Origin of the sequence: Herminiimonas sp. CN (assembly GCF_000622895.1) — a bacterium.
Classification (GTDB): Bacteria; Pseudomonadota; Gammaproteobacteria; order Burkholderiales; family Burkholderiaceae_D; genus AVCC01.
The window spans coordinates 34,343-49,152 of the sequence record NZ_AVCC01000006.1 but is presented as its reverse complement, the minus strand read 5'-3'; the positions used below and the strand labels follow the sequence as shown (position 1 = coordinate 49,152).

The following is a 14,810-nucleotide window of genomic DNA, read 5'->3' as shown; positions in this document are numbered from 1 at the left end:
ATTTCCCGGGTTTTTGATGCACAATTCACCAATGACTTCCAATAATATTTTCCTCGTCGGCCTGATGGGTGCCGGCAAAACCACCGTTGGGCGCGCGCTGGCCAAGAAGCTGAACAAGCGTTTCGTCGATTCCGACCATGAGATCGAGGCGCGCACCGGTGCGTCAATTCCATGGATTTTTGAAATCGAAGGGGAGGAGAGTTTTCGCCGGCGCGAAGCGGAAGTGATTCGCGACCTGACCGCAGAGCGGGGCATTGTGCTGGCCACCGGCGGCGGAGCGATTCTCGATGCGCAAAGCAGGGCTTATCTGCATGAACGCGGCACGGTAGTGTATTTACGCACCAGCGTACAGAACATTTTGCAGCGCACCGGGCATGACAAGAATCGGCCTTTGCTGCAGACTGCCGATCCGCGCAAACGGCTGGAAGAACTCAGTCGCCAGCGCGATCCGCTGTATCGTGAAATTGCCCACGTCGTAATCGATACCGGGCGGCCGAATGTACAATTCATGGTGCATTCGATCCTGAACCAACTGGGTTTGACAGCGCCTGACGCGCATACTTGCACATCAGGCGCACGCCCGTACACACAGCAACAGATGAATACTTCGCAATATTTCCCCGTGCAATTGAAAGTCGATCTGGGTAGCCGCAGCTATCCGATCATCATTGGCCAGTCATTGCTGACCGACGCCGATTTGATCAGCCACCATATTCAGGGCCAGCGGGTGGCGGTGGTGACCAATACCACGGTGGCGCCCCTGTATCTGGAGCCGTTCACGCAGGCGTTGCAGGCTGCCGGCAAGCAGGTCATGAGCATCATCCTGCCCGATGGCGAGGAACACAAGGACTGGGCCAGCCTGATGCAGATTTTCGATGCCTTGCTGGGCGCAAAATGCGACCGCAAGACCACCCTGATTGCGCTCGGCGGCGGCGTCATCGGCGATCTGACCGGGTTTGCGGCCGCCAGTTACATGCGCGGCATTCCGTTCATCCAGGTCCCGACCACCTTGCTGTCGCAAGTCGATTCTTCGGTCGGCGGCAAGACCGGCATCAATCATCCGCTGGGCAAGAACATGATCGGCGCGTTTTACCAGCCGCAGGCGGTCATCACCGACACCACCACGCTGGCCACCCTGCCAGCGCGCGAACTGGCTGCCGGCTTGGCCGAGATCATCAAGGTGGCAGCCATCATCGATGCGCCGTTTTTTGACTGGATCGAGGCTAACATCGCCCAACTGGTGGCGCGCGATACTGCCGTGATTGCCGAGGCAATCCGCCGTTCCTGCGCAATCAAGGCCGATGTGGTGCGCCAGGATGAGCGCGAAGGCGGTTTGCGCGCCATACTCAACTTCGGTCATACCTTCGGTCATGCGATCGAATCCGGCCTCGGCTACGGCAAATGGCTGCATGGCGAGGCGGTCGGCTGCGGCATGGCAATGGCGGCCGATCTGTCGTATCGGCTTGGATTCATCGATTATGTGAGCAAGGTCCGGGTCGTCAATCTGGTGCAAGCGGCAGGCTTGCCGACGGTGGCGCCCGATCTGGGCCAGGCGCGCTGGCTGGAGCTGATGGAAGTCGACAAGAAGAATGAAGGCGGCCGAATCAAGTTCATCCTGCTCAAGCCGTTGGGCAAACCTGTGATCATGAGCGTGCCGCCGGACGTTCTGCAAGCGACACTGCAAGCCGCAATCCATTAAGCGCGATTTATGAACCTCGACGCCCACCTTGCACCTTACGCCGCCTTGTCGGCTACCTCGCAAGGGCGGCGTTTTGCCGAGCCGCCATCATCCTCGCGCACCGAGTTCCAGCGCGACCGCGACCGCATCATCCACTGCGCCGCCTTTCGCCGGCTGGAATACAAGACGCAAGTCTTCGTCAATCACGAGGGCGACCTGTTTCGCACCCGTTTGACGCATAGCCTGGAAGTGGCGCAAATCGCCCGTTCGGTGGCGCGCAATCTGCGCCTGAACGAAGATCTGATCGAAGCGATCTCGCTGGCGCACGATCTGGGCCACACGCCGTTCGGCCACGCCGGACAGGATGCGCTGAACGCCTGCATGAAGGATTACGGCGGCTTCGAACACAACCTGCAAAGCCTGCGCCTGGTTGACGCGCTGGAAGAGCGCTACGGCGCTTTCGATGGCCTGAACCTGACTTTCGAAACCCGCGAGGGCATCCTCAAGCATTGCTCTCTGGAAAATGCAGCCAGTCTCGGAACCATCGGCCGGCGCTTCATCGAGCGCAAGCAGCCATCGCTGGAAGCGCAGCTGGCCAATCTGGCCGATGCAATCGCCTACAACAATCACGACATCGATGACGGCTTGCGCTCCGGTTTGCTGACGGTCGAGCAATTGGCCGAGGTCGATCTGTTCGCGCGCCACCGGCGCGAAGTCGAAGCGGTTTTTCCTGGCATCAGCGGGCGGCGCGCGATCCATGAAACGGTGCGCCGCATGATTAATGCACTGATCGTCGATTTGATCCAGACTTCCGAGGCCCGCATCGCCGAAGTACAGCCGGCATCGATCGACGACGTGCGCAATGCCGGCAAGCTGATCGCGTTTTCGGACCCGATGCGGCAGGATGCCGCGCTGCTGAAGCGCTTCCTGCACGAAAATCTGTACCGCCACTATCTAGTCAACCGGATGACGACCAAGGCGCGCCGCATCATCACCGCCTTGTTCGATGCTTTCATGGCAGAGCCGATCCTGTTGCCGCCCGACTACCGCCTGCCCGCCGGACAGCATGACTTGCAGGCGCAGGCGCGCAAAATCGCCGACTACATCGCCGGCATGACCGACCGTTACGCGATGCGCGAGCATCGGCGCTTGTTCGTAGTGGAAGAAATCTGATCACCTGGCAGCTAAAAATACACCAGCATGTATTTTTAATTTTCCGCATATAAATTATGCGGCAATGGCGCTGTTTTTTTTCATACTCCCTATATTATGAATTCATGCCAAGGTCCGTAGCGGGTGCGCGTGCGGCGGCCAGGCCGGTGCGAAGAAGCCATTGACCAGTTCCGGCGTCACTTCCGCCAGCGTGGCCGGGTTCCACTGCGGCGCGTTATCCTTGTCCACCACCAGCGCCCGCACGCCTTCGATGACTTCGCCGTGTTCGAAGCAATGCCGCACCATGCTGCGCTCCATGCGCAGGCAGTCGGCCACGTCCAGCGCAGCGCTGCGCCGGATCTGCTCCAGCGTCACGCACATCATCAGCGGCGAGCGTTTTTGCATGACGGCCAGGGTTTTCCGGGCGAACGGCGAGTCGTCCTGTGCCAGCGAGGCAACGATGGCCGGCACCGAATCCGCAGCAAAATGGCGATCGATCGCGGCCCGATGGGTCGCCAGCATGCTCGCTTCAGGTGCGATCGGGCTACTCAAGCAGGCCGCAAAGTCGCGCACGACTGCTCGCACATCAAGTTCGTGGCCGGAGCGCAGCAATGCTGTTAGCGCCGGCAATTGCGCCGATGGCACGAAGACATCGGCCAGGCCGGCATGCAAGGCGTCTGCCGCCGCGATGATTTCGCCGCTGACTCCCAGATAGGTGCCGAGCTGCCCTGCGCAATGCGACAGGAAATAGCCGCCGCCGACGTCCGGAAACAAACCGATATTGACTTCCGGCATCGCCATTTTGGTGCGTTCGGTCACGATGCGCAGCCGGGAACCAGGGCCGGCCTGCGCCACGCCCATGCCGCCGCCCATCACCACCCCATCCATCAGCGCGATATACGGCTTCGGATAGGCGTGGATCAGGTGGTTCAGCGCATATTCTTCAGTAAAAAAATCCTCCAGCAACGCACTGCCGCCGCGCGGCGTTGCGGTGCCGACATCATAGAAAAAACGGATATCGCCGCCTGCGCAGAAAGCCTTTTCGCTGCTGCTGCGGATCAGCACCGCGCGGATGCCGGCATCCGCGCGCCACGCCAGCAGCGCTGCGGTGATGGCGCGGATCATCTCCAGCGATAAGGAATTGAGCGCCTTGGGACGATCCAGCGTGATGCAGCCGATCTGGTTTTCAGTCGAAATTTGAACGTGTTCAGTCATGGTGCGGATGCGTGCCGGAAGTGTGAGTGGAATTGCAGTGCGGTAACGATAGCAGGTTTCTTGCCTGCTGCCCGACAAGTGTATCAGGTGCAAAAAAGGGCGCAAAAAAGGGCGCAAAGTGTGCGCCCTTGATCGTTGCGAGTCGAATTGTTCGACTATGCGTATCTCCATTCAGGAAATCGCGGGTGCTTCCGGCAACTCGGGTTCGCCGTTCAGGTGCTTGATGGCATCGTGCTGATGGTCTTGTACCTTGCTTTTGTGCTTGATGACCTGGCGGTCGAGCTTGTCGATCAGCATGTCGATGGCCGCGTACAGGTTTTGGTCCGCGCTTTCGGCATGCAGGGCCTTTCCGCTGACATTCAGGGTGATTTCGGCGCGTTGCCGTTTTTCTTTTTCGGGGAGCTTATCCACGGCCAGGATGACCGCTATATCAATGACATGATCGAAGTGGCGCGTGATGCGCTCGATTTTGGATGCTACGTAGTCACGAATGGCAGGGGTTACTTCGAGGTGATGTCCACTGATGGTGAGGTTCATAAAGCACTCCTATGGAAGTTGTCGCTGCGCGCCACCGGCCCGAACTGTCGGCCAGAGTCAGGACACAACAACGTAACTGCATTGCAAAAACTACAAACGACCGGACTACAGAGACTTTCGCAGGTTGACAGGCGGGATCTTCAGCGCCTCGCGGTACTTTGCGACGGTGCGGCGCGCGATGACCATGCCTTGCTCGCCCAGCATGTCGGCGATTTTGCTATCGGAAAGTGGGATTTTCTGGTTTTCAGCTCCTATCAGTTGCTTGATGAGTGCGCGGATTGCCGTGGAGGAAGCTTCCCCTCCGGTTTCGGTGGCGACATGACTGCCGAAGAAGTATTTCAACTCAAACATGCCATGCGGTGTGAGCATGTATTTTTGGGTGGTGACACGCGAGATTGTGCTCTCGTGCAGGTCTAGTGTATCAGCAATTTCACGCAAAACAAGAGGCCGCATGGCAACTGCGCCGTGGGCGAAAAAGTTCCGTTGCCGATCGACAATCGCTTGCGCAACGCGCAAAATCGTATCGAAGCGCTGGCGCATGTTCTTGACCAGCCATTTCGCTTCCTGCAGTTGCGACGCCATCGAACCATCGCCCTTGCCTTGCTTGAGTATATTGGCATACAGCGCATTGACCCGCAGGCGCGGCATGACATCCTGGTTCAAGCTCACCTGCCAGTCGTTTTTCCAGGGCCGCACAATGACGTCGGGCACCACATAGTCGGAACTGTCGCCGCCGAACGCTGCGCCCGGGTGCGGATTGCATTGCCTGATCAGCACCTGTGCTTCGCGCAAATCCTCATCGTCGCAGTCGAGCAGTTTCCGGAGTTTGCTGAAGTCGCGCTGGGCAAACAGGGGCAGGTGCTGTTCGACAATGGCAAGCGCCAGGCGTCGCGTCACGAACGGCGCTTTCGGCAGGCGGCGGATTTGCAGCGCAAGGCATTCCGACGGGGTGCGCGCGCCAACGCCGGCCGGATCGAAGCTTTGCAGCAGGGCCAGCGCGAACGACAGGTCTTCCGGTTCGATATCGAGTTCGGGTGGCAGGCGGGCATGGATCGTTTCGAGAGACTCTTCCAGGTAGCCGTTGTCGTCGAGTGCATCAATCAGTAATTCCAGCAATGCGCGATCGCGCTGCAGATGCAGGCTCACATGGGCCTGCTCCAGCAAATGCTCGCGTAGCGTGCATTCGTGCGCGCCGAGCTGGGCGCGGCCGTCATCGTCCTCCGGTGCCTTGTTGGTGCGCGCCACATCGTCAAAACCCCAGTCCGATTCGGCCGCGGGCGGCGTATCGGGCGCATCGAATCCGGCATCCGTTTCGGCCGCAGTGCTGTCGGGCGTACTGGCCGGGGCGGTTTCGGCGGCGGTATGGCTGCTGCTGAGCGCGCCGTCGGCCAGCAGACGCACCGAATGGTCGAGCGGATCGTCCAGCCGTTCCAGCAGCGGATTGTCGGACAGAATCTGTTCCAGCTCCTGATGCAGCTCCAGCGTCGACAGCTGCAACAGGCGAATCGATTGCTGCAACTGCGGCGTCAGCGCAAGATGCTGCGAGGTGCGCAGCTGGAGTGATTGCTTCATACCGAAAAGCCTTGTCGCATGAGGTAGTCTGTCTTTACATGCGGAAATGTTCGCCCAGGTACACGCGTCGTACCGAGGGATCTTCGATGATGTCGTCGGGCTGGCCGCTGGCCAGTACGGCGCCCTGGTTGATGATGTAGGCGCGGTCGCAGATGCCGAGGGTTTCGCGCACATTGTGGTCGGTGATCAGCACGCCGATGCCGCGTTCCTTGAGAAAGCGCACGATGCGCTGAATCTCGATCACGGCAATCGGATCGACCCCGGCAAACGGTTCGTCGAGCAGGATGAAGCGCGGGTTGGTACCCAGCGCGCGAGCGATCTCGACCCTCCGGCGCTCGCCGCCGGACAGCGACAGCGCCTGGTTTTCGCGCAGCTTTTCAATTTGCAGGTCGGCCAGCAGGCTGTTCAGGCGTTCTTCAATGGCGGCTTTCGAGAGCGCCTTGCCGTTTTCCTGTTGCAGTTCCAGCACTGCACGGATATTGTCTTCGACCGTCAGCTTGCGAAACACCGAGGCTTCCTGCGGCAGGTAGGACAGGCCGAGCACCGCGCGACGGTGGATCGGCAGGCGCGAGATGTCGACGCCGTCGAGGTCGATGGCGCCGGCATCCGACGGCACCAGGCCTACGATCATGTAGAACGACGTGGTCTTGCCGGCGCCGTTGGGGCCCAGCAGGCCGACCACTTCGCCGCTGTTTACGTCCAGCGAGATATCGCGCACCACCAGCCGCTTGCTGTAACTCTTTTGCAGGCCGCGCACGCGCAGGGTACTGGAGTGGTTCATCTTATTGGCCCTTTGCAGTGCGCGGCTGGATGGTCACCTTGATGCGCCCGCTGCCCGGCGTGCTGGCGCCGCCGGCGCTGTTAGTGACGTTGAAGAATTCGCTGCCGCTATCGTAGGAAATGAATTCGCCTTCGACTTCGTCAACCGTCTTGCTGCCATCGAGACGCTTCAATTTTGCGCGTGTAAACAATTTGGCAATTTCGGTCTTGGCATCGTATTCGATCCGCTCGGCTTGCCCCTCCACCCACAGATCGGGGCCGCCGTCGCGCTTCTGGCGGAAGGTCGCCAATGCGCCCGGTGCGCCGTACAGGGTGGCGAACTGGTAGCCGGCCGGATCGGTCGTGACGACCACCTTGCCGGCTTTCATCAGCAGCGTGCCGCGCGTCAGGACGACGTTGCCGATGAAAGTATTGATCTGTTTGAGGTCGTCGTAAGACATCCGGTTGGCTTCAATGTTGGTCGGCTTGTCCGCATCGGCTTTCTCGGCCAGTGCGCCGGCAGAAAAAATCATTCCGGCCAGCGTCAGGGACATCAGAAAACACCGTTTCATAACGCTATTCCTATCAAGGAGGATGGGTTGCCGCAGGTTCGACGCATGCATCAATGTACCGGAGCTGCTGTGAAGCTGCCGCGCACATTGCCTTCGACACGCAGTTCCCGGGTGGCGTTGTTGGCAAACATGCTATTGCCGGACAGCGTGGACTGGCCCAGGACCAATTTTACCGGCCGGTCGGACTGCATCACATCCACGTCGGGCAATAGCAGCAGGTATTCGGTTTCGAGGTGTAGGGCCTGACTTGAACCGGCCGCAGGGCGATCGATGCGCACATTCTTGTACAGATGCACTTTGCTGTTATCGTCTTCTATCATCGCGCTTTCGGCTCGCATCGTCATCGGCGCGCGTGCCAGTCCCAGGTTGCTGATGACCGGTTGTGCGATCCGGTAAGAGTCATGCAGCGGCTCGTGGGTGAGTCTGGCACCGGACATCTTGTAGTGCAACTGGCCATTTTTGGCAAGCTGGATGAATTTGAACTCATTCACATAGAAGTCGGGCTCGCTGCGAACCATCCCCGCTGCGTTGTCGATACTGTTTTTGCGCATCACTTCCAGTACCCAGAAACTGCCCAGCGTCATGGCCACGCCCAGCGCAATGATCACGATCAGGCGCAGGCGGTAGGTCGAGCCGGCGTTTTTCATGCCAGGTACGGCGCCAGTGCCGCCGCGTAATTTCCTTGCGCGCGCAGGATGAAGTCGCATACCTCGCGCGCCGCGCCGCGTCCGCCGCCGGCCTGCGTCACGTAATGGACGCGCTGCCTGACCTCGGGATGGCCGTTCGGCACGCTGGCGGCAAAACCGACCCGGGTCAGGATCGGCAGGTCGATCACGTCGTCGCCGATGAAGCCGCACGCCTGGATCGGAATCCCGGTCTGCTCCAACAGTTGTTCGAAGGCGCGCCGCTTGTCGTGTATCCCCTGCTGCACATGCATGATGCCCAGATCGGTGGCGCGGCGCGTCACGATGGCCGACTGGCGCGCGCTGATGATGGCGGTGGCCACGCCCGATTGCTGCAACAGCTTGATGCCGTGGCCGTCGAGCACGTTGAAGCTCTTGATGACTTCGCCATCCGGGCCGAAGTGCAGGCTGCCGTCGGTCAGGATGCCGTCGACGTCGAAGATCATCAGCCTGACCTGGGCTGCGCGCTGCCGGGCCAGTTCGATGCGGTCGTTATCTGTCATCAGATTACCTTGGCGCGCGTCAGGTCGTGGATGTGCAGCGCACCGATCAGTACACCGTCGGCGTCCGCCACCAGCAACTGGTTGATGCGGTGCTGTTCCATGATTTCAACCGCTTCCACCGCCAGCCGGTCGGGGCCGATGGTGCGCGGGTTGGCGTGCATCACGTCGGCGATCGTCAGTTTGCTGAAATCCTGCACGTGTTCGATCAGGCGCCGCAAGTCGCCGTCGGTAAACACCCCGATGGCGTGAAACCGGTCGTCCACCACCGCAGTCATGGCGATGCCTTTGCGGGACACCTCCAGCAGGGCGGCGTTTAGCGAGGCGTCGGCCGTTACGGCCGGAATCGCGTCGCCGCTGCGCATGATGTCGCGCACACGGGTCAGCAGCCGGCGGCCAAGCGCACCGCCGGGGTGCGAGCGGGCAAAGTCCTCGGCCTGGAAGCCGCGCGCATCCAGCAGCGCCACCGCCAGCGCATCGCCCAGCGCCAGAGTGGCGGTGGTGCTGGCGGTCGGCGCCAGGTTCAGCGGACAGGCTTCGCGGTCGACCCCGGCGTTCAGGTGTGCATCGGACAGCTGCGCCAGGCTGGAGGCGTCGTTGCCGGTCATGGCGATGTGCTTGGCGCCCATGCGCTTGATGATCGGCACGATCGCCACCAGTTCGGCCGCTTCGCCCGAGTTCGAGATCGAAATGAAGACATCCTGCGCGGTGACCATGCCGAGATCGCCGTGCGCGGCTTCGGCCGGGTGGACGAACAGGGCCGGGGTGCCGGTCGAGGCCAGGGTCGAGGCAATCTTGCGGCCGATGTGGCCGGATTTCCCCATGCCGGATACCACTACCCGACCGTGGCAGGCAAACAAGATGGCGACCGCCCGCGCGAACGGGCCGCTATCCGCGTTTAGCCGATCCTTCAGCGCCAATATCGCGTCAGCCTCGATTTGCAGCGTGTCGCGCGCGAGGCCGAGCGCGCGTTGCGCCTGCCCGGGGCCGAACGTTGCCGGCAAGTCTTTTGCAGTGGATTGAGTCATACTGGAAGTATAATCCAATTAGCAAAGCAAAAAACCTGCCAGTCGCAACAAAACTGTTCGCCGCGCATCTACCTAATAAAAATCATGTTCTCAGGTCTGGAAATTACCCTCGTTTTGTTAAGCGCCGCCGTGCTGGGCGTGGTCGCCTTCCGCATGCTGCAAATGCCGCCGATGCTCGGGTATTTGGTGGTCGGCATGCTGATTGGGCCGCATGCGCTCGGTTTGGTCGAAAATAGCAAAAATACGCATCAGTTGGCAGAATTTGGCGTGGTTTTCCTGATGTTTTCAATCGGGTTGGAATTTTCGCTGCCGAAACTGGTGGCGATGCGCAAAACCGTGTTCGGGCTCGGCATGGCGCAGGTGTTGCTGACGATCGCGGCCGCCATGGCCTTCGCCTGGATGGTGGCCGAACTGCTGCCGCAGTTGGTCGCGATCAGCTGGCAGGCCTCGTTCGCACTGGGCGGCGCGCTGGCGATGTCGTCGACCGCAATCGTGTCGAAGATGCTGACAGAGCGCATGGAACTGGAAAGCGAACACGGCCGGCGTATCATCTCGATCCTGCTGTTTCAGGACTTGGCGCTGGTGCCGCTGCTGATCCTGGTGCCGGCGCTGGCCGGCGACAAGGGGAGCTTGTTCGAAACCCTGGCCTGGGCCGGCTTCAAGGCGGTGATCGTGCTGGTGCTGCTGCTGTTCCTCGGCCAGAAATTGATGCGCTGGTGGTTCCAGGTAGTGGTCAAGCGCCGCTCGCAAGAACTGTTCATGCTCAACCTGCTGTTGATCGTGCTGGGCGCGGCCTGGATTACCGAGATGGCCGGGCTGTCGCTGGCGTTGGGATCGTTCGTGGCCGGGATGCTGATTTCGGAGACCGAGTACAAGCATCAGGTGGAAGAAGACATCAAGCCGTTTCGCGACGTCCTGCTCGGCTTATTTTTCATCACCATCGGCATGCTGCTGAATGTGGCGCTGGTGTGGCAGAACTGGTGGCTGGTGTTGCTGTTGCTGCTGGTGCCGGTGCTGTTCAAGTTCGTGCTGATTGCCGGCCTGGCCAAGCTGTTCGGCGCCTCGGCCGGGATCGCGGTGCGCACCGGACTGGGGCTGGCGCAGGCCGGCGAATTCGGTTTCGTGCTGCTGAATCAGGCCGGTGCGCTGCAGTTGCTCGATCCGTTCCTGATTCAGCTGATTCTGGCTGCGATGGTGTTGTCGATGCTGATAACGCCGCTGATCCTGGCCAAATCCGACGCCATCGTGCTGAAGTTGTCGGCCAACGAATGGATGGTGCAGTCGCTGGCGCTGACCCAGATCGCCTCGCGCACGATGTCGAACCAGAAGCACGTGATCATCGCCGGTTTCGGACGCAGCGGACAAAGCCTGGCCAAGCTGCTGGCGGAGGAGGGGCTAACCTATCACGCGCTCGATCTCGATCCGGAGCTGGTGCGCGATGCGCAGGCCTCGGGCTCGCGTGTCTCGTATGGCGATGCGGCGCGGCGTGAAAGCCTGGTGGCGGCCGGCATCCATCGCGCGGCGGCGCTGGTGGTCACCTATGCCAGCACGCCGTCGGCGTTGCGTCTGCTGCACCTGGTGCATGAGTTGGCGCCGAATCTGCCGGTCATTGTGCGCAGTTACGACGATGCCGATCTGGATAAATTGCGTACCGCCGGCGCCACCGAAGTGGTGCCGGAAGCGATCGAAGGCAGCCTGATGCTGGCTTCGCATGCGCTGATCCTGTTGGGCGTGCCGCTGCGCCGCGTGGTGCACCGGATTCAGGCCGCGCGCGGCGAGCGCTATGCATCGTTCCGCAGCTATTTCCACGGCCTGGCGGACGATGCCGGCGATGCCGATCAGTTGCAGATGCGTTTGCGCTCGGTGACGTTGAGCGGCAAAGCGCGGGCGATAGGCAGGGCGCTAGCAGGGCTGGAACTCGACGGCATCGGAGTCGACATCATGGCGGTGCGGCGCGGCCTGCAAAATTTGGAGCTGTCCGCCGACTTGAAGCTGGAAACGGGCGATATCGTCGTGCTGCGCGGCGCCATCAGGTCGCTGGCGCTGGCAGAAGCGCGCTTGTTGAAATAAGTCTTGGATGCGCGTGGGCCGTCAAACCCGGGCCGGAAAATCAGATGGAAATCTTCGAACGCATTCTGGGCATCATCCTGCCGGTCTTTTTCAGCATCGGGATCGGCTGCGTGTACGGCCGCTTGCGCGGCCCGGCGGTCAAGTCCGACATGACAGCGGTGAACCGGGTCAGCATGGACGTGCTGTGCCCGCTGCTGGTATTCACCGCGCTGGCGGCCAAGGAGTTCGACCTGGTGCACAACGCCACCCTGATCCTGGCCGGCGTGCTGATCTCGCTCGGCTCCGGCCTGCTGGCGTGGCCGGTGGCGCGCCTGTTCGGCTACGACCCGCGCAGTTTCGTGCCGCCGATGATGTACAACAACTGCGGCAACATGGGGCTGCCGCTGGCGGTGCTGGCGTTCGGCGCGGCCGGCCTGTCGGCTGCGGTGGCGCTGTTCATGGCCTGCAATCTGATTTACTTCACGGTCGGCGTCAAGATCCTCGAATCCGGCCGCGCCAAAAGCGGCGAATCGCACTGGGCCTTCCTGAAAGGCCCGATGATGCTGTCGATGATCGTCGGCGTGATCTTCTCGGCGGCGCACATCCCGATCCCGGCGCCGCTGTTCCAGGGCCTGAAGATGCTGGGCGAGGCCTGCATCCCGCTGATGCTGTTCGCGCTCGGCGTGCGCATGCTCGATATCACCTTCAAGAGCTGGCACATCGGCCTGGTCGGCGCCGTCGTCTGCCCGCTGGCCGGCCTGACCATCGCCCTCGGGCTGGATCAGATCCTGACCATGGAGCCGGCGCAGCGCGGCCAAATGTATTTGTTCGCCGCGCTGCCGCCGGCCGTGTTCTGCTTCATGATGGCGGAAAAATACCGGCAGGAGCCGGACAAGGTGGCTTCGATCGTGCTGCTGGGGAATCTGGCCGCGCTGGCCTTCGTGCCGCTCGGCTTGTGGCTGGGCTTGCATTGAGCGGGACCGCGTGTAGTCTGATGCCGCAATATTACTGCGCATGGTATGGGGAAAAACCATGCTTTCTACGCATGTTTTTTTGGTAGTATTAAAAATACCACTATGCAAATGCAATCATCCCGGCAGTGGGCTTTGAGCCGGCTGCGCCCGTCGGTGCGGCGCCGCGTGAATGTATCCTTGCATTGCTGGCGCTGGCGCTGGCGATTGATGCCGAACTCCCCCGCAGTATTGTTTTATCCCCCCCAGGAGAACCGATGAAAGCCTTTCAAGACTATTACCCCGAAAATCTCGCGCATTGCTACGGCTGCGGCCGGCTCAATGCCGATGGACACCAGATCAAGACCCATTGGGATGGCGAGGAGAGCGTCACGCGTTTCACGCCCGAGCCTTGCCACACGGCCGTACCGGGCTTTACCTACGGCGGCCTGATCGCTTCGCTGATCGACTGCCACAGCACCGGCACTGCCGCCGCAGCCATGTATCGTGCTGAAGGCCGGGATATGGACACGCTGCCGCCTTTTCGTTTCGTCACCGGGTCGCTGCATGTGGATTTCCTCAAGCCGACGCCACTTGCCGGCGCGCTTGAAATTCGCGGCCGCGTCAAGGAAATCAAGGGCCGCAAGGTGATCGTGGAAACCACGGTGCTGGCCGGTGGCGTCGCCACCGCACGCGGTGAAGTGGTGGCGGTCCAGATGCCGGAGAATTTTGGAGCGAGTAACAGTTAAGCGACATTCAGAGCTGATCTGGCTCGCGTCAAGCCCGAAACGCGAACCGGATTCCAGCCTGTCGCGGGTAGTTTTCCGCCATGAAAACAGACGCAAGATGAACCGATAAGCCCGTAGCCGCATCAAAGCGGCCGGTGTAGATTCAAGGTTTGCAATAAACCAACATGAATACAAGGATTCCCATGAAAACTGCGCATGATCTCGTTACCGCCGCCAAGGCCCGCATCCAGGAAATTTCGCTCGATGAAGCCGAATCCGCAATCCGCGATGCAGCCGTTGTGCTGGACGTGCGCGAAGCGGACGAATACGCCGTCGGCCACATCCCCGGCGCCATCCATATCTCGCGCGGGATGCTGGAATTCAAGCTCAGCAACAGCCCGGAACTGAGTGCGCGCGACCTGCAAATCGTGCTGTATTGCAAAACCAGCGGACGCGCGGCGCTTGCAGCCTGCGTGCTGCATGACATGGGTTATCTGCAGGTGAAGTCGATCGCGGGCGGGTTTGATGCCTGGGCCGGCGCCGGCAAACCGGTCGTGAAACCCGGTTTGCCGGATTTCGAATAAATATGCGGATAAGTACGCGAACAAGGACGAACCAGGATGCCGTCGGAGCATTATCGTTTTATCGAGAAAATACCATGCAAAAACACATCATTCTTTCCGCATTTCTTGCACTGACCGCACTTTCCGCAGTGGCGGACGATCTGGATAAGTACAAAGAAGAAAGCCGTGCTGCCGTCATGCCTTTCATGAAGGCGCTGATGGCGGCAAACATGAAAGCCATCGCGGAAGGCGGCCCGGAATCCGCGATCAAGGTGTGCAAGGATATTGCGCCCGCGATGGCGGGTGATATCTCGCGCCAAAACGGCTGGAAGCTGACGCGCGTCAGTCTCAAAGTGCGCAACCCGCTACTCGGCACAGCCGATGCATGGGAGCAAAAGACCCTGATGCAATACGAAGCGCGTGTGGCCAAAGGCGGAAAACCGGAAACGCTGGAAACCGCCGAGATCGTCAATGAGCCCGGCGGCAAATATTTCCGCTACATGAAACCGATCGTGATGCAGCAGGGTTGCGTGGCTTGCCACGGCAAGGCGGATCAAATCTCGGAAGGCGTGCGGGCACGTCTTGGCGAAGAGTACCCGTACGACAAGGCAACCGGCTATCTGCCGGGACAGTTGCGCGGCGGCGTGAGCATCAAACGGGAGATTAACTAAATACGATGTCATGCAAGGCAGCCAGGCCAAACTGGCAGTGCATCGTTGCTGCCCAGTGTGCTGCGTGCCAGCCAGGCGGCTGCATCCACCCATTTGGCGGGGATGCCGGGCTGGCCGGCTTGCATTGCATAGCTCTGCGAGTTAATTTCTGCA

Annotated in this window: 15 protein-coding genes; 7 read left to right on the top strand and 8 right to left on the bottom strand. The window is 60.7% G+C overall.

Annotated elements, in window-relative coordinates; all coding sequences use genetic code 11:
* The first annotated feature begins 31 nt into the window (after window positions 1-31).
* Window positions 32-1,699 carry a bifunctional shikimate kinase/3-dehydroquinate synthase AroKB gene (gene aroKB / locus HMCN_RS0102815; protein ID WP_081801383.1) on the top strand — a complete coding sequence of 556 codons (1,668 nt, stop codon included), beginning with the start codon at window positions 32-34 and terminating at the stop codon, window positions 1,697-1,699.
* A gap of 9 nt (window positions 1,700-1,708) precedes the next feature.
* Window positions 1,709-2,851 (top strand): deoxyguanosinetriphosphate triphosphohydrolase, encoded by a 1,143-nt coding sequence (locus HMCN_RS0102810; RefSeq protein ID WP_025915950.1) that lies wholly within the window; start codon window positions 1,709-1,711, stop codon window positions 2,849-2,851.
* 102 nt (window positions 2,852-2,953) lie between these two features.
* Here HMCN_RS0102810 and HMCN_RS0102805 read toward each other — a convergent pair whose 3' ends face one another.
* From HMCN_RS0102805 to HMCN_RS0102770, 8 genes are all read right to left on the bottom strand, one after another.
* Entirely contained in the window at window positions 2,954-4,045 is a 1,092-nt protein-coding gene (locus HMCN_RS0102805) for an enoyl-CoA hydratase/isomerase family protein (RefSeq protein WP_025915949.1), read from the bottom strand.
* Window positions 4,046-4,216: 171 nt separating this feature from the next.
* On the bottom strand, window positions 4,217-4,582 hold the full coding sequence (gene hpf, locus HMCN_RS0102800; protein WP_025915948.1) for a ribosome hibernation-promoting factor, HPF/YfiA family: 366 nt from the start codon (window positions 4,580-4,582) through the stop codon (window positions 4,217-4,219).
* 105 nt (window positions 4,583-4,687) lie between these two features.
* Window positions 4,688-6,154, bottom strand: coding sequence for an RNA polymerase factor sigma-54 (locus HMCN_RS0102795; protein ID WP_025915947.1), 1,467 nt, complete (start codon window positions 6,152-6,154; stop codon window positions 4,688-4,690).
* 34 nt (window positions 6,155-6,188) lie between these two features.
* Window positions 6,189-6,935 (bottom strand): LPS export ABC transporter ATP-binding protein, encoded by a 747-nt coding sequence (gene lptB / locus HMCN_RS0102790; RefSeq protein ID WP_025915946.1) that lies wholly within the window; start codon window positions 6,933-6,935, stop codon window positions 6,189-6,191.
* 1 nt (window position 6,936) lies between these two features.
* Window positions 6,937-7,485, bottom strand: coding sequence for a lipopolysaccharide transport periplasmic protein LptA (gene lptA / locus HMCN_RS0102785; protein WP_025915945.1), 549 nt, complete (start codon window positions 7,483-7,485; stop codon window positions 6,937-6,939).
* 50 nt (window positions 7,486-7,535) lie between these two features.
* Window positions 7,536-8,132, bottom strand: coding sequence for an LPS export ABC transporter periplasmic protein LptC (gene lptC / locus HMCN_RS0102780; RefSeq protein WP_025915944.1), 597 nt, complete (start codon window positions 8,130-8,132; stop codon window positions 7,536-7,538).
* Window positions 8,129-8,671 (bottom strand): HAD family hydrolase, encoded by a 543-nt coding sequence (locus HMCN_RS0102775; RefSeq protein ID WP_025915943.1) that lies wholly within the window; start codon window positions 8,669-8,671, stop codon window positions 8,129-8,131. The genes lptC and HMCN_RS0102775 overlap by 4 nt, the downstream gene beginning before the upstream one ends.
* Complete coding sequence (locus HMCN_RS0102770; protein WP_025915942.1) at window positions 8,671-9,696, bottom strand: SIS domain-containing protein; 1,026 nt, start codon at window positions 9,694-9,696, stop codon at window positions 8,671-8,673. Before HMCN_RS0102770 ends, HMCN_RS0102775 begins: the two co-directional genes overlap by 1 nt.
* An 84-nt stretch (window positions 9,697-9,780) precedes the next feature.
* On the opposite strand from HMCN_RS0102770, the gene HMCN_RS0102765 reads away from it, so the two are divergent.
* The 5 genes from HMCN_RS0102765 to HMCN_RS0102745 all read left to right on the top strand — a co-directional run bounded on the left by HMCN_RS0102765 (window position 9,781) and on the right by HMCN_RS0102745 (window position 14,657).
* Window positions 9,781-11,766, top strand: a complete 1,986-nt coding sequence (locus tag HMCN_RS0102765) for a monovalent cation:proton antiporter family protein (protein ID WP_025915941.1) — start codon at window positions 9,781-9,783, stop codon at window positions 11,764-11,766.
* A 44-nt stretch (window positions 11,767-11,810) separates the two neighbouring features.
* Window positions 11,811-12,719, top strand: coding sequence for an AEC family transporter (locus HMCN_RS0102760; protein ID WP_025915940.1), 909 nt, complete (start codon window positions 11,811-11,813; stop codon window positions 12,717-12,719).
* A gap of 254 nt (window positions 12,720-12,973) precedes the next feature.
* A complete protein-coding gene (locus HMCN_RS0102755; RefSeq protein WP_025915939.1) occupies window positions 12,974-13,444 on the top strand; it encodes a PaaI family thioesterase in 471 nt (156 codons plus the stop codon).
* Between the two features lie 182 nt (window positions 13,445-13,626).
* Window positions 13,627-14,007, top strand: coding sequence for a rhodanese-like domain-containing protein (locus HMCN_RS0102750; RefSeq protein WP_025915938.1), 381 nt, complete (start codon window positions 13,627-13,629; stop codon window positions 14,005-14,007).
* A gap of 74 nt (window positions 14,008-14,081) precedes the next feature.
* Window positions 14,082-14,657: a DUF3365 domain-containing protein gene (locus tag HMCN_RS0102745; protein ID WP_025915937.1), complete on the top strand. Its 576-nt coding sequence runs from the start codon at window positions 14,082-14,084 to the stop codon at window positions 14,655-14,657.
* The last annotated feature ends 153 nt before the right edge of the window (window positions 14,658-14,810 follow it).